This is a genomic window from Azospirillum lipoferum (genome assembly GCF_024170005.1).
Taxonomy (GTDB): domain Bacteria; phylum Pseudomonadota; class Alphaproteobacteria; order Azospirillales; family Azospirillaceae; genus Azospirillum; species Azospirillum lipoferum.
In genome coordinates this window covers 197,267-219,811 of sequence record NZ_JALJXJ010000001.1, presented here as the reverse complement: position 1 = coordinate 219,811, position 22,545 = coordinate 197,267, and the positions used below count along the sequence as shown (strand labels likewise).

The 22,545-nt window shown below is 66.4% G+C and carries 20 protein-coding genes; 12 read left to right on the top strand and 8 right to left on the bottom strand.

Annotated features, from left to right (window positions below):
* Positions 1-27: 27 nt before the first annotated feature.
* The gene (gene leuD, locus J2848_RS01090) at positions 28-639 is read right to left on the bottom strand and encodes a 3-isopropylmalate dehydratase small subunit (protein WP_109087170.1); all 612 of its coding nucleotides are present in this window, start codon (positions 637-639) and stop codon (positions 28-30) included.
* A gap of 182 nt (positions 640-821) precedes the next feature.
* Positions 822-2,012 (bottom strand): MFS transporter, encoded by a 1,191-nt coding sequence (locus J2848_RS01085; RefSeq protein ID WP_211103076.1) that lies wholly within the window; start codon positions 2,010-2,012, stop codon positions 822-824.
* Between the two features lie 104 nt (positions 2,013-2,116).
* Between J2848_RS01085 and J2848_RS01080 the strand changes: the two genes are divergently transcribed.
* The 8 genes from J2848_RS01080 to J2848_RS01045 all read left to right on the top strand — a co-directional run bounded on the left by J2848_RS01080 (position 2,117) and on the right by J2848_RS01045 (position 11,419).
* On the top strand, positions 2,117-3,010 hold the full coding sequence (locus J2848_RS01080; protein WP_149230630.1) for a LysR substrate-binding domain-containing protein: 894 nt from the start codon (positions 2,117-2,119) through the stop codon (positions 3,008-3,010).
* 84 nt (positions 3,011-3,094) lie between these two features.
* A complete protein-coding gene (locus J2848_RS01075) occupies positions 3,095-4,735 on the top strand; it encodes a hypothetical protein (protein ID WP_149230629.1) in 1,641 nt (546 codons plus the stop codon).
* Between the two features lie 97 nt (positions 4,736-4,832).
* Positions 4,833-5,891, top strand: coding sequence for a glycosyltransferase family 2 protein (locus J2848_RS01070; protein WP_149230628.1), 1,059 nt, complete (start codon positions 4,833-4,835; stop codon positions 5,889-5,891).
* Positions 5,891-6,319 carry a GtrA family protein gene (locus tag J2848_RS01065; protein ID WP_149230627.1) on the top strand — a complete coding sequence of 143 codons (429 nt, stop codon included), beginning with the start codon at positions 5,891-5,893 and terminating at the stop codon, positions 6,317-6,319. The genes J2848_RS01070 and J2848_RS01065 overlap by 1 nt, the downstream gene beginning before the upstream one ends.
* A 79-nt stretch (positions 6,320-6,398) precedes the next feature.
* Complete coding sequence (dapF, locus tag J2848_RS01060) at positions 6,399-7,247, top strand: diaminopimelate epimerase (RefSeq protein ID WP_149230626.1); 849 nt, start codon at positions 6,399-6,401, stop codon at positions 7,245-7,247.
* Positions 7,244-8,515: a tRNA (N(6)-L-threonylcarbamoyladenosine(37)-C(2))-methylthiotransferase MtaB gene (mtaB, locus tag J2848_RS01055; RefSeq protein WP_149230625.1), complete on the top strand. Its 1,272-nt coding sequence runs from the start codon at positions 7,244-7,246 to the stop codon at positions 8,513-8,515. The genes dapF and mtaB overlap by 4 nt, the downstream gene beginning before the upstream one ends.
* A 22-nt stretch (positions 8,516-8,537) precedes the next feature.
* On the top strand, positions 8,538-9,812 hold the full coding sequence (ftsY, locus tag J2848_RS01050; protein ID WP_149230624.1) for a signal recognition particle-docking protein FtsY: 1,275 nt from the start codon (positions 8,538-8,540) through the stop codon (positions 9,810-9,812).
* 98 nt (positions 9,813-9,910) lie between these two features.
* Positions 9,911-11,419: an AMP nucleosidase gene (locus J2848_RS01045; RefSeq protein ID WP_149230623.1), complete on the top strand. Its 1,509-nt coding sequence runs from the start codon at positions 9,911-9,913 to the stop codon at positions 11,417-11,419.
* Between the two features lie 41 nt (positions 11,420-11,460).
* On the opposite strand, the gene J2848_RS01040 is transcribed toward J2848_RS01045, so the two are convergent.
* From J2848_RS01040 to J2848_RS01020, 5 genes are all read right to left on the bottom strand, one after another.
* Positions 11,461-12,081: an FMN-dependent NADH-azoreductase gene (locus tag J2848_RS01040; protein WP_149230622.1), complete on the bottom strand. Its 621-nt coding sequence runs from the start codon at positions 12,079-12,081 to the stop codon at positions 11,461-11,463.
* Positions 12,082-12,223: 142 nt separating this feature from the next.
* The gene (locus tag J2848_RS01035) at positions 12,224-12,994 is read right to left on the bottom strand and encodes a class II glutamine amidotransferase (RefSeq protein WP_149230621.1); all 771 of its coding nucleotides are present in this window, start codon (positions 12,992-12,994) and stop codon (positions 12,224-12,226) included.
* 95 nt (positions 12,995-13,089) lie between these two features.
* A complete protein-coding gene (locus tag J2848_RS01030; RefSeq protein ID WP_149230620.1) occupies positions 13,090-13,509 on the bottom strand; it encodes an ArsC/Spx/MgsR family protein in 420 nt (139 codons plus the stop codon).
* Between the two features lie 3 nt (positions 13,510-13,512).
* Positions 13,513-14,421, bottom strand: a complete 909-nt coding sequence (gene draG, locus J2848_RS01025) for an ADP-ribosyl-[dinitrogen reductase] hydrolase (protein WP_149230619.1) — start codon at positions 14,419-14,421, stop codon at positions 13,513-13,515.
* Positions 14,422-14,497: 76 nt separating this feature from the next.
* Positions 14,498-15,388, bottom strand: a complete 891-nt coding sequence (locus J2848_RS01020) for an NAD(+)--dinitrogen-reductase ADP-D-ribosyltransferase (RefSeq protein ID WP_149230871.1) — start codon at positions 15,386-15,388, stop codon at positions 14,498-14,500.
* A gap of 184 nt (positions 15,389-15,572) precedes the next feature.
* On the opposite strand from J2848_RS01020, the gene J2848_RS01015 reads away from it, so the two are divergent.
* On the top strand, positions 15,573-16,880 hold the full coding sequence (locus J2848_RS01015; RefSeq protein ID WP_149230618.1) for a hypothetical protein: 1,308 nt from the start codon (positions 15,573-15,575) through the stop codon (positions 16,878-16,880).
* A 103-nt stretch (positions 16,881-16,983) separates the two neighbouring features.
* Here the strand turns inward: J2848_RS01015 and J2848_RS01010 are convergent, their stop codons facing one another.
* Positions 16,984-17,919, bottom strand: coding sequence for a hypothetical protein (locus tag J2848_RS01010; protein ID WP_246193753.1), 936 nt, complete (start codon positions 17,917-17,919; stop codon positions 16,984-16,986).
* 412 nt (positions 17,920-18,331) lie between these two features.
* On the opposite strand from J2848_RS01010, the gene nifH reads away from it, so the two are divergent.
* From nifH to nifK, 3 genes are all read left to right on the top strand, one after another.
* A complete protein-coding gene (gene nifH, locus J2848_RS01005; protein WP_149230617.1) occupies positions 18,332-19,228 on the top strand; it encodes a nitrogenase iron protein in 897 nt (298 codons plus the stop codon).
* Positions 19,229-19,445: 217 nt separating this feature from the next.
* Positions 19,446-20,885: a nitrogenase molybdenum-iron protein alpha chain gene (gene nifD / locus J2848_RS01000; RefSeq protein ID WP_063634030.1), complete on the top strand. Its 1,440-nt coding sequence runs from the start codon at positions 19,446-19,448 to the stop codon at positions 20,883-20,885.
* A gap of 31 nt (positions 20,886-20,916) precedes the next feature.
* A complete protein-coding gene (gene nifK, locus J2848_RS00995) occupies positions 20,917-22,476 on the top strand; it encodes a nitrogenase molybdenum-iron protein subunit beta (protein WP_149230616.1) in 1,560 nt (519 codons plus the stop codon).
* The last annotated feature ends 69 nt before the right edge of the window (positions 22,477-22,545 follow it).

Here is a 22,545-nt window from a genome sequence, read left to right as displayed (position 1 = left end):
AAGAGGATCGGGGGAGGACGAGGGTGGTCAGCCCCACATCCACGGCTGGCCGGCGCGCTGCTTGCCCTCGTACCCGTCGATATGGGCCGACTGCTGCAGCGTCAGGCCGATGTCGTCCAGGCCGTTCAGCAGGCAATGCTTGCGGAAGGGGTCCAGTTCGAAGGAGATGGTGCCGCCGTCCGGGCCGGTGATGGTCTGCTTCTCAAGGTCGACCGTGATGACGGCGTTCGACCCGCGCGACGCGTCGTCGAGCAGCAGGTCGACCTGCTCCTTCGGCAACTTGATCGGCAGGATGCCGTTCTTGAAACAGTTGTTGTAGAAGATGTCGGCGAAGCTGGGGGCGATGATGCAACGGATGCCGAAATCGGCCAGCGCCCACGGCGCATGCTCGCGCGAGGAGCCGCAGCCGAAATTGTCGCCCGCCACCATGATGCTGGCCTTGCGGTAGGCCGGCTTGTTCAGGACGAAGTCCGGGATCTCCTGCCCATCGGGGGTGTAACGCATCTCGTCGAACAGATGCTTGCCAAGCCCCGTCCGCTTGATGGTCTTCAGGAACTGCTTCGGGATGATCATGTCGGTATCGACGTTGATCATCGGCAGCGGCGCCGCAACGCCGGTGAGAACCGTGAACTTTTCCATCGCCAGAAATCCTGTCGCGCAAGAAGGCGCAAGCGTGCGCATGCAGAGCGTGGTGAATAGCAGACCGAACAAGCCATTGCCAGAGGAAGCTTGCCCTTTTCCCGGCACGCAATGAGCGAACAGGCATGCGCGAATGCACCGGCACGCATCTTTGTTGCGCGAATGGGTGCGGATCGTCCCGGTCAGGCTCCGTTTCGGCCGCCGAAACGCAGCGCCAGAACCAGAGCCGCCGCCAGCGCCGCCAAAGCCAGCAGGAAGGATAGCCACAGCGCCGCCGCGTCGCCGAAATGCTCGATCACCAGCGCGTAGAACAGCGGCGCCAGGGCCGAGACGAAGAAGCCTGGGGTGATCAGCCGCCCGACGATCTGGCCGTAGCGGGCCGGGTCGAACAAGGACAGCGGCAGGGCGCCGCGCACGATGGTGACCAGCCCGTTGCCGGCCCCGAACAGCAACGCGAAGCCGATGCCCGCCGCCGGCGCCGCGCCGAACCCCACCGGCAGCAGGAAGCACGGCACGATCAGCCCGGTCGCCAGGATGGAAAGGCCGAAGGCCGACAGCCGCTTGCCGAACTGGATCTCCGCCAGCCGCGCCGCCGACTGGCCGACGCCGCGCAGGGTGGATACCCAGACCGCCAGCGCCGGCAGCATGCCGAGACCGGTCAACATGCCGATCATATGGGCCGACAGGCCGGAGTTCAGCATGCCGGTCAGCGCCACGATCAGCGCGTAGAGGATGGCCGCCAGAGCCGAAGGCGGTGACGGTGGCGGCGCTCCGGCTGCACCGCCGGCCGACGGCACCAGTTCGACATGGCGATCCGGCGGGATCAGCAGGTGAAGCGGTATGGTCGCCAACGCCAGCAGTGCGTACACGTACAGCGCGCCGCGCCAGCCCAGCCCTTCCGCCAGCCATTGCCCGACCGGCCACATGACGCTGGAGGCCAGCCCGCCCAGCAGCGTGATCTGCGAGATCGGCGTACGCGCTGCCCGGCCGCCGATGCGGGCGAGTGCGGCGAAGGCGGCATCGTACAGCGCCATCCGCATGGCGAGGCCGAGCAGCACCCAGGCGGCATAATAAAGGAGCAACCCATGGGCCAGAGCCAGTCCGACGCAGCCGGCCGCCATCAGGAGGGAGCCGGCGACCATCACCGCCCGGCCACCCCGCCGGTCGATGGCGCGGCCGACGGCCGACGACACCAGCCCCATCACCACCAGCGCCAGGGTGAAGCCGCCATGGATCGCCGGCAACCCCTGCCCCAGGTCGGCGGCCATCGCCTCCCCGAACAGGCCGATCAGGTAATAGGACACGCCCCAGCAGAGCAACTGCGACACGCCCAACGCCCACACCAGCCGCGCCGGCACCGCTTTTTCGTCCACGCCCCGCCACTCTCTGCCAGTCACTACGAGGCGCCACCGTAGCGGCGGACCGATGCGGCGAAAAACGACTTGTTCTGCAGCAACCGTTGAGAAAAGATCAACGGATGGCCAGCCGTCTTCCCCCGCTCAACGCTCTGCGTACCTTCGTCGCCGCCGCGCGCCATGGCAGCTTCCGCGCGGCCGCCGAGGAGCTGTGCGTCACCACCGGGGCGGTCAGCCGGCAGGTGCGTCTGCTGGAGGAGTGGCTGGGACTGGACCTGTTCGACCGGTCGCGCCGGCAGGTGCGCCTCACACCGGTCGGTGCCCGCTATTTCGTGCGGGTGGCGGAGCTGTTCGACCAGCTGGCGACCGCCACCGGCAGCTTGCGCGAGACCGGTGGCGGGCGGGTTCTGCATCTGGACTGCATCCCGACCTTCGCCATGCATTGGCTGCTGCCGCGGCTGCCGGTCTTCAAGGTGGCCTTTCCGGACGTGGAACTGTCATTGTTCACCGCACCCGACCGCATCGACCTGTCACGTCCGCTCGATTACGCCATCCGCCGCGATCCTGGTCATTTTGCCGGACTGACGCCCCACCCGCTGATGTCGGAGCGGTCGGCACCGGTGTGCAGCCCGCGGCTGTTGGCGGAACTGGACGGTGCCGCGATGCCGGACGGGCTGGCCGACCGCACGATCATCGCCATCCGTGCCCGGCGGGACCTGTGGCCGCACTGGTGCGCCGCCAACCACATCGGCGTCGACCGGCTGGGCAGCCGGCTGGAAGTCGACCACACCTATGTCGCCATCCAGGCAGCGGAGGACGGGTTGGGAATAGCCCTGGTGCCGCTGCTGTTCATCGAGCGGCAGTTGGCCGATGGACGTCTGGTGCCGGTCCCCGGCTGTCCGGCGGTGGAGACCGGGCGCTATTTCCTGCTGGAACATCGGCACCGCGACCATGTCGCCCTGCCCGGTCTGGCCGATTGGCTGCGCCGGCAGGACGGTCCGGCAAATCCGGGCTGACCCGCACCGCCCCTTGCAGCCGGCGGCTTGGCCGCATACCAAGGCGCCAGCCCCATCCAAGTTCACGAAAGCCCGCCCGATCCGATGCCGAGACCTGACGACGACCACCGCGCCCGCCTGATCGGCATCGCCTTCCTGCTGTTGGCGCCGCCGGCCTATGGGCTGCTGACGCTGACCTTCGGGATGGACGCGAACTGGGACCTGCGGAATTACCATTGGTACAACGGCTATGCGATGCTGACCGGGCGGATCGGGCGCGATCTCCTGGCCGCACAGATGCCGACCTTCTACAGCCCCTTCCTGGACGTGCCCTTCTATTGGCTGGCGACCCATCTGCCGGCGCGGGTGGCCGGCTTCCTGTGGGGGACGTTACAGGGCATCAACCTGTCGCTGCTGTATCTGCTGGCATCCTTTTGCCTGCGGAACGTTCCGGTGCTGAAACGGACGCTGATCGCCATGGCGCTCGCGGTGATGGGCGGGCTGGGCGGCGGGACGCTGGGGCTGATCGGCACCACCTTCCAGGACAATGTGGTCAGCCTGGGGGTTTTGGGCGCCGCGGCGGTGGTCGCCGGCAGCCTGCCCGGCATCCTCGACGGCCGGGCGCTGCCCAGCTTCGCCCGGGTCGCGGCGGCCGGGCTGCTGGCCGGGGCGGCGATGGGGCTGAAGAACCCGACGGTGATCTATGCGGTCGGGCTGTGTCTGGGCTTTCTGGCCCTGCCCGCCCGGCCGTGGCGCCGGCTGTGGCTGGCCTTCTTCTTCGGCATCGGCGTGCTGGTTGGGCTGGCGCTGGGCGGCGGCCTGTGGATGGCGCATCTGTGGCACGATTACGGGAACCCGGTCTTCCCGCACATGAACCACATCTTCAAGTCGCCTTTTGCCGCGCTCTCCGATTACGTCAATGTCAGCTTCTTCCCGCCCGGTCTGTGGCAGCAGCTGTTCTTCCCCTTCGTCTTCACCTTCTCTCCCATGACGGTGGGCGAGGTGCCGTTCTTCGACCTGCGGGTGCTGGCGCTGTTCGTCCTGGTGCCGGTCGGCTTCGTCTGTGCAGTCGTCACGGGCCTGTTGGGGAAGCGGAACGACTGGCTGACGGCGGTGCCGGCGACACGGTTCCTGCTGGCGGCGATGACCGTCACCTACGCGCTGTGGGTGGTGATGTTCTGCATCTACCGCTATCTGGTGCCGCTGGAGATGCTGGCGCCCCTGGGACTGGTGATGGCGGTCGGGCTGCTGCCGCTGGCGCGCCGGCTGCGCACCGGGCTGGCGGTGGCGCTGCTGGCCGTGGTGCAGTTGACGGTGCAGCCGGCCGACTGGGGACGCGTCGCCTGGCCAAGGGGCGCAGATGACAAGTGGGTGAAGGCGGAGGTGCCGCCGATCGCGAATCCGGACGATACCATGGTGCTGATGGCCGGTTACTGGGCCATTGCGCACGTCATCCCGTCCTTCCCGGCGCGGGTCACCTTCGTGCGCATCCAGTCGAACTTCCTGCAACCGGACTCGGTCGGCAACGGCTATCTCGCCATCATGAAGGACAAGGTGGAATCCCACCGCGGCCCCTTCCTGATGCTGAGCACCATCCCCGACACCCCCGGTGCGGCGAAGGCGGCAGAACTGCTCGGCCTGAGGCTCGATCCGCAGCGTTGCCGGCCGATCCCCAACAATCTGGGTGAGACCCTGAACCTATGCGCCGTTGACCGGGCGGGCGACAAAAGGGAGACAGTGGAATAATCGCGGCGTTTGTGCTGTTTATCGCCGCTGAACGCCGTGCCCATTCCGCCGTGCCTGCCCCCCGTGCCTACCCCTCGTACAGCCAGAAGCCAGCGCCATGACCGTATCGACCCTCGACCGCCCTGCCGACCGCCCCGCCCTCACCCCGGATGCCGGCGCGTCCGGAACGCCGTCGGCGGCTGCGGAGGCCGGCCCGGCCCCCACCGTCGCGGTGCTGATCCCCTGTTATAACGAGGAGGCGGCAATCGGCAAGGTGGTGCAGGACTTCCGCGCCGCCCTGCCCGACGCCATCGTCTATGTCTACGACAACAACTCGAAGGACCGGACGGTGGAAGTCGCGCGCGCCGCAGGCGCCGTGGTCCGGAGCGAGCCGTTGCAGGGCAAGGGCAACGTCATGCGCCGCATGTTCGCCGACATCGAGGCGGACGTGTATGTGCTGGTCGACGGCGACGACACCTATCACGCCGCCAGCGCCCCGGAACTGGTGAAGCGCCTGTGGGACGAGCAGTTGGACATGGTCAACGGCGCGCGGGTGACGGAGATCGTCGCCGCCTACCGTCCCGGCCACCGTTTCGGCAACCTCGTGCTGACCGGCATGGTCGCCAAGATCTTCGGCAGCCGCATCGGCGACATGCTGTCGGGCTACCGGGTGTTCTCCCGCCGCTTCGTCAAGTCCTTCCCGGCGCTTGCCAGCGGTTTCGAGACCGAAACGGAGCTGACCGTCCATGCGCTGGAGCTGCGCATGCCGATCGCCGAGGTGAAGACCCCCTACAAGGACCGTCCGCCCGGATCGCACAGCAAGCTGAACACCATCCGCGACGGCATCCGCATCCTGCGCACCATCATCATCCTGGTGAAGGAGGAGCGTCCCCTGCCCTTCTTCTCCGCCGCCTTCGGGCTGCTGGCCCTGCTGTCGGTGATCCTGGGCGTGCCGGTGATCGCCACCTACTTCCAGACCGGGCTGGTCCCGCGCTTTCCCACCGCCCTGCTCGCCACCGGGCTGATGCTGCTGGCCTTCCTCAGCCTGACCTGCGGCCTGATTTTGGACACCGTCACCCACGGCCGCCGCGAGGCCAAGCGCATGAGCTACCTGTCGCTGCGCGCACCGGGCAACCATCGGCCGCTGGCGGCGGACCGCGGGAACGAGCGCCGGTGATGGCATCGGTCACGAGCCTTCTGGACAGCCGGCTCGGCCGGCTGGGAGTGCAGTTCGCCAAGTTCGGCGTGGTGGGCATCATCGGGCTGGTGGTGGACACGGTGGTGCTCTACGCCGGCCTTGCGCTGGGCTTGCAGTTCTTCGCCGCCCGCGTGCCCTCCTTCTTCGCGGCGGCGACGGCGACCTGGGCACTGAACCGCGCCTTCACCTTCCGCGGTGCTGTGGACGAGCCGCTGCACCGGCAATGGGCGAAATTCATCGCCGCCAACGCCATCGGCGGCGTGGTGAATTACGGCGTCTCCGTCGGGCTGGAATCAAGCGTGCAGACGGTCGCCGAACATCCCTTCCTGGCGGTTGCCGCAGGCTCCATCGCCGGCATGTTCTTCAACTTCGCGGCATCGAAGCATCTGGTGTTCAAGGGAGCGTAGGGAGCCGGAGGCGCCCGCGAATCTGCCTTGCGCGGCGCCTTATGGACTTATCCCCACGGCTCGCCATATAACGGCGGCCATGACCCGCGAATTCCTGAAGATGCACGGCCTCGGCAACGACTTCGTCGTGATCGACGCCCGTTCCGAACCCTACCGCCCCCAAATGGTTATGGGGGGCGCGGAGGTGCGCGCCATCGCCGACCGCCGGACCGGTGTCGGGTGCGACCAGCTCATCGTGCTGGAGAAGACCGATGCGCCGGGCGCCGATGCCTTCATGCGCATCCGCAATGCCGACGGCAGCGAGGCGGCCGCCTGCGGCAATGCGTCGCGCTGCGTCGGCTGGCTGCTGATGGAGCAGAGCGGGCGCGATCGCGCCAGCTTCCAGACCGCCGCGGGTCTGCTGCACGCCTATCGCGCCGACAACGGCCGCATCACCGTCGACATGGGCCCGCCCCGTCTCGACTGGGCGGCGATTCCGCTGGCCGCGCCGGCCGATACACTGCGGGTGGAGACGGTCGAGCATGGCGGATTCGCCGCGCCCGTCGCGGTGAACATGGGCAACCCGCACGCCGTCTTCTTCGTCGACGATGCCGAGGCGGTGCCGCTGGACGAGGTCGGTCCGGTGTTCGAGAACCACCCGGCCTTCCCCGAGCGCGCCAACATCGAATTCGCCCAGGTGCTCTCGCCCACCGCCATCCGCATGCGGGTGTGGGAACGGGGAGCCGGCATCACCCAGGCCTGCGGGTCGGGATCCTGCGCCACGCTGGTCGCCGCGGTGCGCCGCGGCCTGACCGGCCGCAAGGCCGACATCATCCTGGACGGCGGCACGCTGACCATCGAGTGGACGGAGGACGACCGCGTCCTGATGACCGGCCCGGTGGCGCTCGCCTTCAGCGGCCGGCTGTCGCCTGATCTGGTCTCAGTATGAGCGGCAGCGCTGACAGCACGACGCAGACCGGCCCCGAGATCGTCACCTTCGGCTGCCGCCTGAACACCTACGAGTCCGAGGTGATGCGCAACCATGTGCGCAGCGCCGGGCTGGACGACGTGGTGATCGTCAACACCTGCGCCGTGACGTCGGAAGCCGAACGGCAGGCGCGGCAGACCATCCGCAAGCTGCGCCGCGAGCGGCCGGATGCCCGCATCGTCGTCACCGGCTGCGCGGCGCAGATCGACCCGCAGCGCTTCGCGGCGATGCCGGAGGTCGATCAGGTCCTGGGCAACCAGGAGAAACTGCAACCCGAAAGCTGGGGCCTGCCGCCGGCCGAGAAGGTGCTGGTCAACGACATCATGTCGGTGAAGGAGACCGCCGGTCACCTGATCGGCGGCTTCGAGGACCGCGCCCGCGCCTTCGTGCAAGTCCAGCAGGGCTGCGACCACCGCTGCACCTTCTGCATCATCCCCTATGGCCGCGGCCCCTCGCGCTCCGTCCCGATCGGCGGCATCGTCGAGCAGGTGCAGGCGCTGGTGAAGGCCGGCTACAACGAGGTGGTGCTGTCCGGCGTCGACATCACCAGCTACGGCCCCGACCTGCCGGGCTCGCCGTCGCTGGGCCAGATGGTGCGCCGGCTGCTGGCGCTGGTTCCGGAGCTGCCGCGGCTGCGCCTGTCCTCCATCGACTGCATCGAGATGGACGACGACCTCTGGCGCCTGATCGAGAACGAGCCGCGCCTGATGCCGCACCTGCACCTGTCGCTCCAGGCCGGTGACGACATGGTGCTGAAGCGGATGAAGCGCCGTCATGGCCGCGCCGATTCCATCGCCTTCTGCGAACGGGTGCGCTCGGTCCGGCCCGACGTGGTGTTCGGCGCCGACTTCATCGCCGGTTTCCCGACCGAGACCGAGGAGATGTTCCAGAACACCATGCGGCTGGTGGAAGAGTGCGGCCTGACTTGGCTGCATGTCTTCCCCTACAGCCCGCGCCCCGGCACGCCGGCCGCCCGCATGCCGCAGGTGGATGGCGCCGTCCGCAAGGAGCGCGCCGCCCGCCTGCGTGCCGTCGGCGAAGCGGCGGAGGCCCGCACACTGGCAAGCCTCGTCGGCCGCACCGCGACGGTGCTGGTGGAGAAGGACGATTTGGGCCGCACGGAGCATTTCGCCGCGATCCGCCTGGGCCAGCCCTTCCCGCCCGGCTCCCTGGTGCCCGCCGCCATCACCGGCGTCAAGGACGGCGTGCTGACCGGCACCCCGCTCTGACCCCTTTCATAGTGGACATTCCATGATTTTCCGCTGGTTCGGCCGCAAGAAGCCCGAAGAGACCGCGCCCAAGGACGAGGCGGCACAGGACGAATCGGTCATCCAGGAGTCCGCAACACCCGCGCCGGAACCGGACGCTGAAGCGACGCCGGAGCCGCCGGCAGCTCCGCCCGCTCCCAAGCCGGAGGTCGAGCCGGTACCGGAACTGGCGCCTGCGCCGCCGAGCGCCGAACCGCCGGCCCCCGTCGCACCGTCTCAGGTCACACCGGTCCCGGCGCCCCCTCCCGCCGCTGTAGCGCCGACCGCGCCGCTCGCCCCTGTCCCGGTTGCTCCGGCGCCTGTCGCGGTGGCTGCCGAGGAAGCGCCACCGACCAAGAAGGGCTGGTTCGCAAAGCTGAAGGAAGGGCTGTCCAAGTCCTCGTCCAAGCTGACCGACGGCATCACCAGCATCTTCACCAAGCGCAAGCTGGACGACGATGCGCTGGAGGAACTGGAGGAGCTGCTGATCACCGCCGACCTCGGACCCGCCACCGCGGCGAAGGTCACGGCGGAGCTGGCGCGTACCCGCTTCGGCAAGGAGGTCTCGCCTGAGGAGGTCAAGTCGACGCTGGCGGCCGAGGTGTCGAAGATCGTCACCCCCGTCGCCAAGCCGCTGGTGCTCGACCCGGCGCTGAAGCCGCATGTGATCCTGGTCGTCGGCGTCAACGGCACCGGCAAGACCACCACCATCGGCAAGCTGGCCCGCCAGTTCAAGGCGGAGGGCAAGAGCGTGATGCTGGCGGCCGGCGACACCTTCCGCGCCGCCGCGGTCAGCCAGCTGAAGATCTGGGGCGAGCGTACCGGCTGCCCGGTGGTCGCACGAGACACCGGGGCGGATGCCGCCGGGCTGGCCTATGACGCGTTGGAGCGTGCCAAGGCCGAGAAGGTCGACGTGCTGCTGATCGACACCGCCGGCCGCTTGCAGAACAAGACCGGCCTGATGGAGGAGCTGCGCAAGATCGTCCGCGTCATCAAGAAGCTGGACGAGACGGCGCCGCACACCACCCTGCTGACGCTGGACGCCACCACCGGCCAGAATGCGCACAGCCAGGTGGAGATCTTCCGCGACATGGTCAATGTCAACGGCCTGATCCTGACCAAGCTGGACGGCTCCGCCCGCGGCGGTGTGCTGGTCTCGCTGGCCGAGAAGTTCAAGATCCCGGTCCACGCCATCGGTGTCGGCGAGGGGGTCTACGACCTGCGTCCGTTCGATGCGGATGCCTTCGCCAAGTCGCTGATGGGGCTGAGCGCCGACTGACCAGGAAGGGCAACCCAGTCCCTCCGAATGGATGAATGCCGCGGGTTGGCCGAAATTCGGCCTTCCCAGCCGGTCGTTCGTACTCCATCTTTGACGGCATGACTGATAAAGCCCCGCTCCAGCCCGGGTCGGCCGGGCGCTTCACCGATGCCAAAGCCGCGCTGGCCTGTGTGCGCGACATTTACGAGCGCAACACCGCCTACCTGCGCGACCGCTTCGCCGCCTATACCCAGGGCGAGGAGGAAGGCGGGCGGAACCGGGCCTACTACCCCTATGTGCGGATGACCGCCGTGTCGGGAGCCGCGGTCGACACCCGGCTGTCCTACGGCTTCGTCGAGGGGGTCGGCGTCCATTCCACCACGGTGACGCGGCCCGACCTGTTCGAGCGCTATCTGCTGGAACAGTTCACGCTTCTGCTGCGCAACCACCACGTCCCGCTGGAGGTCGGCGTCAGCGAAGAGACGATCCCGATCCATTTCGCCTTTCCAAACGGCATGTATGTGGAGGGCGACCTGCCGCCGGACCGGCTGACCAAGCTGCCGGACCTGTTCGACCTGCCCGATCTGGCACGGATGGACGACACCATCGTCAACGGTACCTGCGACACCGGTCAGGATGCGGTGAAGCCGCTGGCGCTGTTCACCGCCCCCAGGGTCGATTTCTCGCTGCACCGGCTGCGCCACTACACCGCGACCGCGCCGGAGCATTTCCAGAACTTCGTCCTGTTCACCAACTACCAGTTCTACGTGGACGAGTTCATCCGCCTGTCGCGCGAGATCATGGAGCCAACCGGCGATGCCGATCTGGCCGCCTACCGCGCCCAGTATGACAGCTTCGTCGAACCAGGTGACATCGTCACCACCAACCAGAATCTGGGCGGCGGGGCGGATGTCGCGGCACCGAAGCTGTCCCGCATGCCGCAGATGCCGGCCTATCACCTGAAACGCCCGGACGGCAACGGCATCACGCTGGTGAACATCGGCGTCGGTCCGTCGAACGCCAAGACCATCACCGACCACATCGCGGTGCTGCGCCCGCATGCCTGGCTGATGCTGGGCCATTGCGCCGGACTGCGCCATACCCAGCGCCTGGGCGACTATGTGCTGGCCCATGGCTATGTCCGCGAGGACCATGTGCTGGACGCCGATCTGCCGCTATGGGTGCCGGTGCCGGCGCTGGCCGAGGTTCAGCGCGCGCTGGAAACGGCGGTGGAGCGGGTGACCGGGCTGTCGGGTTTCGACCTGAAGAGCATCATGCGCACCGGCACGGTCGCGACCATCGACAACCGGAACTGGGAACTACGCGACCATCGTGAGCCGCTGATGCGCTTCAGCCAGAGCCGCGCCATCGCGCTGGACATGGAAAGCGCGACGATCGCCGCCAACGGCTTCCGCTTCCGCGTGCCGTATGGGACGTTGCTGTGCGTGTCGGACAAGCCGATGCATGGGCAGCTGAAACTGCCGGGCATGGCCGACCGCTTCTACCGTGAGCGGGTCGACCAGCATCTGAAGATCGGCGTGCTGGCGATGGAACTGCTGCGCGAGCACGGGATGGAAACGCTGCACTCCCGCAAGCTGCGCAGCTTGGCGGAAGTGGCGTTCCAGTAAAGAGTTTGGGGGCTGGTTCAGCACCCGCCCCCACCCCAACCTCAGGCGGCAATCAGCTCTTCGATCACCTTGGCGGCGCCGGCCAGCGCCTTGTCCTTCGCCTCCGGCCCCATGCTGACACCCTCGGCACGGACGAAGCTGACGTCGGTGATGCCGAAGAAGCCGAAGACGGAGCGCAGATAGGCTTCCTGGTGGTCCAGACCGGCCAGCGCCGGGTTGGTCGAATAGACGCCGCCGCGGCCCGAGGCCACGATCACGCGCTTGCCGCCGGCCAGACCCTGCGGGCCATTCTCGGTATAGCGGAAGGTACGGCCGGCCTGGGCAAGGCGGTCGATCCAGGCCTTCAACTGGGTCGGGACGGAAAAATTGTACATCGGCGCGCCGACCACGACGATGTCGGCGGCCAGGAACTCGTCGAGCAGGGCGTTGGTCAGGGCCAGCTCTTCGCGCTGACGCTCGCTCAGCCCATCCAGAACGCCGAGCTTGAGGACCGGCAGCAGTTCCGCATCCAGGTGGGCCGGCGGATTGGCGGCGACGTCGCGGGTGACGACGCTGGCCGCCGGATCGGCCTTCACCAGAGCCTCGACGATGGAGGCGGTCAGCTGGCGGGTGACCGAGGCGGTGCCGAGCGGGCTGGAGTCGACATGCAGGATCGTGGTCATGACGGAAGGAGCCTCTTGGTTGTTGCGGCCTTTGGGGATCGGCCGGTTTCTGGCACCCAAGATGCCCCTTTGTTTTCCGGCGGTTAAGCCGGGCTGTGCGCGAAAGATCGTTCCTGGCAAGGCAACAATCGCCGCGGATGGATCAGCCCCTCACCAGCGCCCCGTTGCGGAAAACCGCCATCTGGCCGGGCTGCATCACCGTCCAGTCCTCGTTGCTGGTCAGCGGCCGGGTGGCGATGACGGTGACCACGTCGTCGGGCGTCGTCTCCTGAGAAAAATCGACGCTCATGTCGGCATCGAGCAGGGTGGCGGCGCCGAACGGCGCCTTGCGGGTCAGCCAGGCAAGGTTGGTGGCGCAGTGGCACCACAGATAGCGCCCATCGCTGAGCAGCATGTTGAACACGCCCAGCGTCCCCAGATCGGCAGCGAGATGACGGATCAGCTTCATGAGCCCGGCCGTCGTCTTGGGCGGCTCCGGATACTGCATGCGGATCTGGTCGAGCAGCCAGCAGAAGGCGTGCTCGCTGTCGGTGCTGCCGACCGGCTCGTAGAAGGTCAGGATGCGGTCCTTGATCCCCTTCAACTGGCCGTTGTGGGCGAAGGTCCACACCCGGCCCCAGAGTTCGCGGGTGAAGGGATGGGTGTTTTCCAGCGACACCCGGCCCCGGTTGGCTCGACGGATGTGCGAGATCACCGTGCAGGACTTGATCGAGTACCGGCTGACCAGCCGGGCGATCTCCGACTCAGCGCTGGGGGCCGGGTCGTGGAAGGTGCGGCAGCCCTTCCCCTCATAGAAGGCGATGCCCCAGCCGTCTCGGTGCGGCCCCGTCTGGCCACCGCGGCGCATCAGGCCGGCGAAGCTGAAACAGATGTCCGTGGGCACGTTGGCACTCATGCCCAGGAGTTCGCACATGGTGTCCTCGTCTGCCGCTTGTCGTCGCCCTCGGGAGCGACAAGCTACGACAGGTGGTGCGCAAGGTCACGCTTTGACGTTCACGGTTTTGGTCCTTATCGCTTTGGACAGGGCGGCATGTCCGGCCGCAGGCAGCCCTCCATCTTCCCCTGTGCAGCGGCACCACCCAGCCCGATCCAGGCCTCCACCCGGTCGGTCTCGAAGCCGCAGTCGCGGCGGTCGCCGACCTGCATCAGCGGGCGGCGGATCAGCAGCGGCCGTTCGACCATCGCGGCCAACGCCGAGGCCTCGTCCATCGCCTCCGGCACCACCTCGCCGCTCTTCACCGCGGGGGCGGCGCGGTTGAACCAGTCGGCCACCGGACGGTCGCCAAAGAAGGGGCGCAACATTTCCGGCGTCCAGGGCTCGCTCAGCAGGTCACGGGCGATCACCCGGTGGCCGGCCTGTTCCAGCAGGGATTTCTGCCGCGCGTTGCCGCCGCAGCCGGGCTTTTCGAAGAAGATCACGTCGGCCATCGCTCATCTCCCCTGCAACAGCGGCGCGCGGGCCAGCAGCGCGTCGGTTTGCTGACAAATCTCGTCATAGATCTTGCGGTCCAGCTTGCGCAGCCAGCGAGAGGGGATCGACTCCACGCCATAGGTGGCGCCGGCCAGCATGCCGGCGATGGCGCCGGTGGTGTCGGCATCGCCGCCCTGGTTGACCGTCTCCACCACGCAGGATTCGACCGAATCGGTCTGGAAATAATAGTGGAAGACGGTCTGCACCGTATCGACGATGAAAGCGGTCGACAGGCCACGGTAAGGTGCGAACTTGAACTGGCGGTGCTTGGCAATGAGGGCGTTCGCCTCTTCCCGCGCGGCGACGATGCCGCCGCCCAGCACCAGCCGCCGCACCATCCGGCCCAACGCGATCACTGCGGCATCGGACAACTGGTTGCAGTGGGTGATGTGCGACTGCTCCACCGACCAGCGTTCGAAGGCCGCATCGTCGCCCAGCGTCGCCAGCACCACCGGCAGGTTGCGCATCGCCGCCCCGTTGCCGGCATGGTATTCCGACTCCGGCTCCTCCAGCGTGCCGTGCATGATGAAGCGGCGGATGCCGCGCCGTGTCGTGTCGCCGACATCGACCGGCACCGATTTCAGCCAGGTGGCGAACTCCTCCGCGGCGCGGCGGGCTTCCCACTCCGGCCCGGACAGGATGGCGCGGCCAAGATGGAGCGACATCTCGGTGTCGTCCGTCACCTGCCCCGCCACCAGCTTCAGCCAGCCGCCGCCCTTGATGTGCTTGTGGACGCCATACTGATGGGCGATCTCGCCCTTGGTCAGGAACTCCACCGTCGCCCCCAGCGCGTCGCCGCAGGCGAGGCCGAGATAGGCGCCGAGCGCCCTGGAGCGGATTTCAGGCGTCAGACTCGTCGGATCGGTCATGCCATCGGGCACAGGGTCCGTCCCTTCCTGGTGCGTCCCGCAGACGGCTCGCAAGCCGCCGCCGGACGTGAGGTTGTCAGAGAAGCGACACACCCACGCGATAGTCCCCGCCGATCACCAGATATTCTCCTTCGCCCTGGAAAGGGTAGCGCGGCAGGATGTCGCGGAAGAAGACCACCTTGGACAGCGGCACCCAGGCATCGAGGATGTAGTCGCCGAACTGGCCGGCGATGTCGCGGTTGATGGAAAAGGAACACAGGTTGTTCAGCCGCAGCACCGCGGTGCGCTTGTCCGGCCGGGCGACGATGTGGTGTTCCTCGAAATCGTTGACGCCACGGAAAAGGCGGATATGCGAGGCCCAGTTGGGCATCGGCGCGTCGGGCCAGCCGCGGCGGATCGTCCATTGACAGAATTCGTACAGCAGGTCGAGTTGCAGATGGATGTTGTTGTTATGGAAGCGGGTCGACTGCTTCTGCTCGCCATAGGCCGCCCAGGCGTCGGAGGCGAAGCGTCGGATCGGCTCGCCATGGAAGGTCGGCAGCAGGCCGAAACGGCTCTCCACCCAGCCCTTCAGCACCGCGCCCTCCGCCCCGTTGCTGTCGAACATCCAGCCCTTCAGCAGGCGCAGGTAGCTGGCGCGAAAACGTCGTTTGCCATCCGGCCCTTCGGTCCCGGAGAAGTCGGGATTCACCCCGAACACCTCCGCCATATGGCGCTGGAAGATGTCGGAGGCGGTCAGGGCGTCGCGGCTTTCGTCCAGCGCCTCGAACAAGGCGGCGTGTTCGCTGCGGGTGGCGCCGATGCGCAGGCGCCGTGGCTCGTCATTGTAGGCTTCGCCGCACAGGACGGCGGCCGGGACATTGACGAGGTTGGTGCGGTGGGCACGCGACGCCAGCGGCAAATCGGCTGTCAAGTCGGACACCGGTGTCCGACCGGTCGCATCGCCCATCGCCACCCCGTCCGCCACGCCGAACCGCCCCGCCACAATGACATTAGTTTTTATATGGATATTGCATAAGTCAGCGCGTGCCAAGCCCTCACCGGTAGAACCCGCGGGGCGTCTCGCCGCATGTCGCAACATTGTCCATTTGCAGCCTAACGATCCATCCCCATACTCAGTACAGCGACGCTTACGATCCGGCGGCACCCGCATGGCCTTCTGGCCGACCAAGTACGACGACAGCCGGCGCCGGCGCACTCCGCCGGTGCCTTCCCAGGCGCTTGTCCGCACGCCCGCCGAAACCCCCACCTCCTCCACACCTGGCACGCCCGTCGGCAGCCCGCCGCGTGGCGTCGCCGAGGCACGCACCGCTCTGCGGCTCGCCCAGCTTCTGCGCGGCACCATCACGCCACTGCGCGGCGACACCGTACTGGAATTGCTGGAGCCGCACCGGCCGCGGCTGGTGCCCAAACCGGTCAACCCGTTGCCGGCGATGGCCGGCAAACCACAGGGCCAGATGCTCGACGCGCTGCTGCGGCCGGTCGGGCAGATTGTCACCGACGTACTGCTGCCGGGGGTGCGCGACCATCTGATCGACCGGCTGGTGGCCGGCCGCACCGACCATGAGGAAAGCCTGCCGGGCGCCGTCGACCTCGCCGAAGCGATGCGGGCGCTGGTCGGCCGGATGCGCGGCGCCGGCAAGGGGCACCTCCAGGCCGTCATCGCCGCCATCGAGGCCGATGCCCGCGCCACCGCCGACACGCTGACCAGGGACACCCGCCCTATTGACGTCGGCGGCATCGACCGGCTGGCCCGTGCCCTGCTGCGCTTCGAGGTACGGCGGATGGCGCTGGAGGCACTTGGCGGCGCCAGCGCCTTGCAGGAGGTCGTCTATCAGTCGCGGCGGCTTGCCCGCTATTCGTTGCGCCGGGCCACCGAGGCGATAGAGGGGTTCGTTGCCGACCGCGGACTGAAGACTCTGCACGCCAGCCTCGCCACCCTGGCCCAGGCCGACGGGCTGATCGTCATCGCGTTGCGCAATCTGGACGACCAGGAGGAGACAAAGGAGGAATCCGGCCCCTTCGTCGAGCCGGCCGACCGCAAGGCGATGAACGACTGGCTTTCGGCGGCATGGCGGCTTTCCGACACATTGTTCGATCTTGTCGGCAAGGCCGCGGCCGGTGGCGAGCTGGACGACCTGCTGTTCGCGGCGTTGCTGCGCCAGTTGCGCAGCCTGCACCATTTCTGCGCCGACCTGACCCATGCCGGCCGCCCGGCGACGCTCGACACGCTGAAGCAGCGGTTGGTCGAGCGCACGGAAGCTTTGGCGAAACTGACCGGAGAACGGCTGATTGAAACGATGCTCCGCCGCCCCACCGATGCGGCCTCGGCACGGCGCCTGCTAGGGCGGGGGCAGTCGCTGGCCCAGCTTCTCCACGACATGGGCCTCGACGGGGAGTTGGAGGAGTTGGCCATGCATCTTGTCATGGCCCGCGACGCCCTGGCGCACAACGGCTGACACGCCCGGTATCGGCAGCCCGGACCGCGGCTCCCACCGCAGCACGTCAACCCATTCACGCAAGGCATGGCGGGGAATGAGCGACCGCTCTTCCCGGCGTCTTTCAAACGCGCCCAATTCCCAATTCCCCCGCCACCCTCCGCATGGCTTCCACCGCGTCCCGTTGCCTCATGCACCGCCATCCCGATTCCGCCAGGGCTTCCCGCCGCGCGTCATCCGCAATCAGCCGACAGGCCGCCTCGACCAGCTCTTCGTAAGGGGCGAAGGCCAGGCCGCCCAGCAGGTCGGGGTCGATCTCGGTGTCGGGATGGCGTTCGGTCAGCACCGCCTTGCGGTTTGACAGCATGTGGGAGACGCGTACGATTTCGAAAATGCCCGCCTCGTAGTAATGCAGGTTCAGAATCAGCTTCGCGTCGGCGACGAACTGGTCGCGGAGCGCTCCGTAATAATGTTCAAGGCTGACCACGGTCAGGCCACGCTTGCCCAGCGCGTCGAGGATCGCGCTGCGGCGCGGGTTCACGGCGCCATAGAACAGCACATCGATGGCAGGGGATGGGCTGTTCTGGATCCGGGTCATCTCGTCCACATGCCCGATGGGAACATAGTGCGCATGGATGCCCATCCCGGCCAGATCGGCAATGTTGCGATGGCTGTAATCCCAAACCGGGCAGCGGCGCAGGAGATCCAAGTAATGGGCATTGCGCGGGTGCAGCGTGCGGATCTGTTCCAGATTGTAAAGGATGGACGTGCTGGGAAAGCGGCTGCCTTCCTCCGGCGTCAGGTCGATTGCGCCCAGAATGATGGCGCGTCGCTGGCGGTTGAGCTTGTTGATGGCGATCTCCGCATCTGCCCCCAGACGGCGCAACGCAAAGCGCATCGTTTCCGCAACCTCCGCAAAAGCACTGGCGCCAACGTCGGCAGTGCCGTTCTTCTTGATGATGACAATGTCGATGCCGATTCCGTTCACCATAACCGCCCCTTTACCCAGACGCGCCCATTCTAGTGCGCAGGCGGATCGCCGCCAAAGAAGGTTTTTCACGTTTCGCGTGCACAGTCATATGTGGATTCGGTTGCGCGGATCGGTCCTCTCCGCAGTCCGGATGCGGGCGCGCGAAAAGATCATTTCGCACCTGACAAGGTGTTGCCGCCGTCGTGGGCCAATGTCGCAACCGTCGAAAAGTCACCAAAATCCGCCATCGGCTGCCTCTTCACCCAGCAGGCATCCGACCTTCGCAAGAGTCCCGACAAAATGTCGGGCTTTGTCGTATGTGTCGGGACCCCGACAAAGGAGAGGGAAACGCGATCTCAAAAAATATGCGAATAATATCAGATAGTTACTGATATTTTTCTCTCTGGCACGGGTCGTGCAATCCATGAAATCCGAAGCGGCCACGAACCGGCCGCACCGGATCGAAGCGAAATCCCACGACCCAAGCACAGGAGCGACCCACATGGCCAAAGCGCCTCTGCGTCAGATCGCCTTTTACGGCAAGGGCGGTATCGGTAAGTCCACCACCTCTCAGAACACGCTGGCCGCGCTGGTCGAGCTGGATCAGAAGATCCTGATCGTCGGCTGCGATCCGAAGGCCGACTCGACCCGCCTGATCCTGCACGCAAAGGCCCAGGACACCGTCCTGCATCTGGCCGCCGAGGCCGGCTCGGTCGAGGATCTGGAACTCGAGGACGTCCTCAAGGTCGGCTACAAGAACATCAAGTGCGTCGAGTCCGGCGGTCCGGAGCCGGGGGTCGGCTGCGCCGGCCGCGGCGTCATCACCTCGATCAACTTCCTGGAAGAGAACGGCGCCTACGACGACGTCGACTATGTGTCCTACGACGTGCTGGGCGACGTGGTGTGCGGCGGTTTCGCCATGCCCATCCGCGAGAACAAGGCCCAGGAAATCTACATCGTCATGTCGGGCGAGATGATGGCGCTTTACGCCGCCAACAACATCGCCAAGGGCATCCTGAAGTACGCACACAGCGGTGGCGTCCGTCTCGGCGGCCTGATCTGCAACGAGCGTCAGACGGACAAGGAATGGGATCTGGCCGACGCGCTGGCCAAGCGCCTGGGCTCCAAGCTGATCCACTTCGTGCCGCGCGACAACATCGTGCAGCACGCCGAACTGCGCCGCATGACGGTCATCGAGTACGCCCCGGACAGCAAGCAGGCCGGCGAGTACCGCTCGCTCGCCAACAAGATCCACGCGAATTCCGGCCAGGGTTGCATCCCGACCCCGATCACCATGGAAGAGCTGGAAGAGATGCTGATGGACTTCGGCATCATGAAGACCGAGGAGCAGCAGCTCGCCGAGCTCGCCGCCAAGGAAGCGGCCAAGGCCGGCGCCTGACCCCAGGCGTAGCGACGGTTGCCTACCGGCCCCCCTGCGCCTTCCGCGCAGGGGGGACCGCCTGAACACTGGCCCCATCCCCAGCCCCGCACAACGCCGACCCAAGACATCCCCAATGGGCATTCCCAGGGGGGGCATGCCCAGGGGCGACGGCGTGGGAGGGAGGGGCTCGGTCACGCGCTGAAGTGGCGCGGAATATTCAAGCAGGAGGCCGGCTATGAGCCTGTCCGAGAACACCACGGTCGACGTCAAGAACCTCGTCAACGAAGTCCTCGAAGCCTATCCCGAAAAGTCCCGCAAGCGCCGCGCCAAGCACCTGAACGTGCTGGAGGCCGAGGCCAAGGACTGCGGCGTCAAGTCGAACGTCAAGTCCATCCCCGGCGTCATGACCATCCGCGGCTGCGCCTATGCCGGCTCCAAGGGCGTGGTGTGGGGTCCGATCAAGGACATGATCCACATCTCCCACGGGCCCGTGGGCTGCGGCTATTACTCCTGGTCCGGCCGCCGCAACTACTACATCGGCGACACCGGTGTGGACAGCTGGGGCACGATGCACTTCACCTCCGACTTCCAGGAGAAGGACATCGTCTTCGGCGGCGACAAGAAGCTGCACAAGGTCATCGAGGAAATCAACGAGCTGTTCCCGCTGGTGAACGGCATCTCGATCCAGTCGGAATGCCCGATCGGTCTGATCGGCGACGACATCGAGGCTGTCGCCCGCGCCAAGTCGGCGGAAATCGGCAAGCCGGTCATCCCCGTGCGCTGCGAAGGCTTCCGCGGCGTGTCCCAGTCGCTGGGCCACCACATCGCCAACGACGCCATCCGCGACTGGGTGTTCGAGAAGACGGAACCCAAGGCCGGCTTCGTCTCCACCCCCTACGACGTCACCATCATCGGCGACTACAACATCGGCGGCGACGCCTGGTCGAGCCGCATCCTGCTGGAGGAGATCGGCCTGCGCGTGATCGCCCAGTGGTCGGGCGACGGCACGCTGGCGGAGCTGGAGAACACGCCGAAGGCCAAGGTCAACCTGATCCACTGCTACCGCTCGATGAACTACATCGCGCGCCACATGGAAGAGAAGTTCAATATTCCGTGGATGGAATACAACTTCTTCGGCCCGAGCCAGATCGCCGAGTCCCTGCGCAAGATCGCGGCACTCTTCGACGACAAGATCAAGGAGAACGCCGAGAAGGTCATCGCCCGCTACCAGCCGATGGTCGATGCGGTCATCGCCAAGTACAAGCCGCGGCTGAATGGCAAGAAGGTCATGATCTATGTCGGCGGCCTGCGTCCCCGCCACGTCGTCGATGCCTACCATGACCTCGGCATGGAGATCATCGGCACCGGTTACGAGTTCGCCCACAACGACGATTATCAGCGCACACCCCACTATGTGAAGGAAGGCACGCTGATCTACGACGACGTCACCGCGTTCGAACTGGAGAAGTTCGTCGAGGCGATGCGTCCCGACCTCGTCGCGTCGGGCATCAAGGAAAAATACGTGTTCCAGAAGATGGGCCTGCCGTTCCGCCAGATGCACAGCTGGGACTACTCCGGCCCGTACCACGGCTATGACGGTTTCGCGATCTTCGCCCGCGACATGGACCTGGCCATCAACAACCCCGTCTGGGGCGTGATGAAGGCCCCGTTCTGACCATCGGCCTCTGGAACAGGAGAATTTGAGAATGACCGACAAGCTTTCGCAGAGCGCCGACAAGGTCCTCGACCATTACACCCTCTTCCGGCAGCCCGAATATGCGGCGATGTTCGAGAAGAAGAAGACCGAGTTCGAGTACGGCCATTCGGACGAGGAAGTCGCCCGCGTCTCCGAATGGACCAAGTCCGAGGACTACAAGGCGAAGAACTTCGCCCGTGAAGCGGTGGTCATCAACCCGACCAAGGCCTGCCAGCCGATCGGCGCGATGTTCGCCGCCCAGGGCTTCGAGGGCACCCTGCCCTTCGTCCATGGTTCCCAGGGCTGCGTCGCCTATTACCGCACCCACCTGACCCGCCACTTCAAGGAGCCGAACAGCGCGGTCTCCTCGTCGATGACGGAAGACGCGGCGGTGTTCGGCGGCCTGAACAACATGATCGACGGCCTGGCGAACGCCTATGCGCTCTACAAGCCGAAGATGATCGCGGTGATGACCACCTGCATGGCCGAAGTCATCGGCGACGACCTGCAGGGCTTCATCGCCAACGCCAAGAACAAGGACAGCGTCCCGGCCGACTTCCCGGTCCCCTACGCCCACACCCCGGCCTTCGTCGGCAGCCACATCGTCGGCTACGACAACATGATCAAGGGGATCCTGACCAACTTCTGGGGGACGTCGGAGAATTTCGACACGCCCAAGACCGAGCAGATCAACCTGATCCCCGGCTTCGACGGCTTCGCCGTCGGCAACAACCGCGAACTGAAGCGCATCGCCGGCGAATTCGGCGTGAAGCTGCAGATCCTGTCCGACGTGTCCGACAATTTCGACACGCCGATGGATGGCGAGTACCGCATGTATGACGGCGGCACCACCATCGAGGAGACCAAGGAGGCCCTGCACGCCAAGGCCACCCTCTCCATGCAGGAGTACAACACGACCCAGACCCTACAATTCTGCAAGGAAAAGGGCCAGCAGGTCGCCAAGTTCAACTACCCGATGGGCGTCACCGCCACCGACGAGCTGCTGCTGAAGCTGGCGGAACTGTCGGGCAAGCCGGTGCCGGCCAGCCTGAAGCTGGAACGCGGCCGTCTGGTCGACGCCATCGCCGACAGCCACACCCACATGCATGGCAAGCGCTTCGCCGTCTACGGCGATCCGGACTTCTGCCTGGGCATGACCCGCTTCCTGCTGGAACTGGGTGCGGAGCCGGTGCACATCCTGTCGACGTCCGGCTCCAAGAAGTGGGAGAAGCAGGTCCAGAAGGCTCTGGACGGCTCGCCCTTCGGCGCCTCGGGTGCGGCCCATGGCGGCAAGGACCTGTGGCACCTGCGCTCGCTGATCTTCACCGACAAGGTGGACTACATCATCGGCAACAGCTACGGCAAGTATCTGGAGCGTGACACCAAGATCCCGCTGATCCGCCTGACCTACCCGATCTTCGACCGCCACCACCACCACCGCTATCCGACCTGGGGCTACCAGGGCGCGCTGAACGTGCTGGTGCGGATCCTGGACCGGATCTTCGAGGACATCGACGCCAACACCAACATCGTCGGCAAGACCGACTACTCGTTCGACCTGATCCGCTGACCGGTTCGCCGGCAGCACATCAGGCATCGGTTCAGCCCAACTGCCGGGCCGGGGTTCCCATCCCCCCGG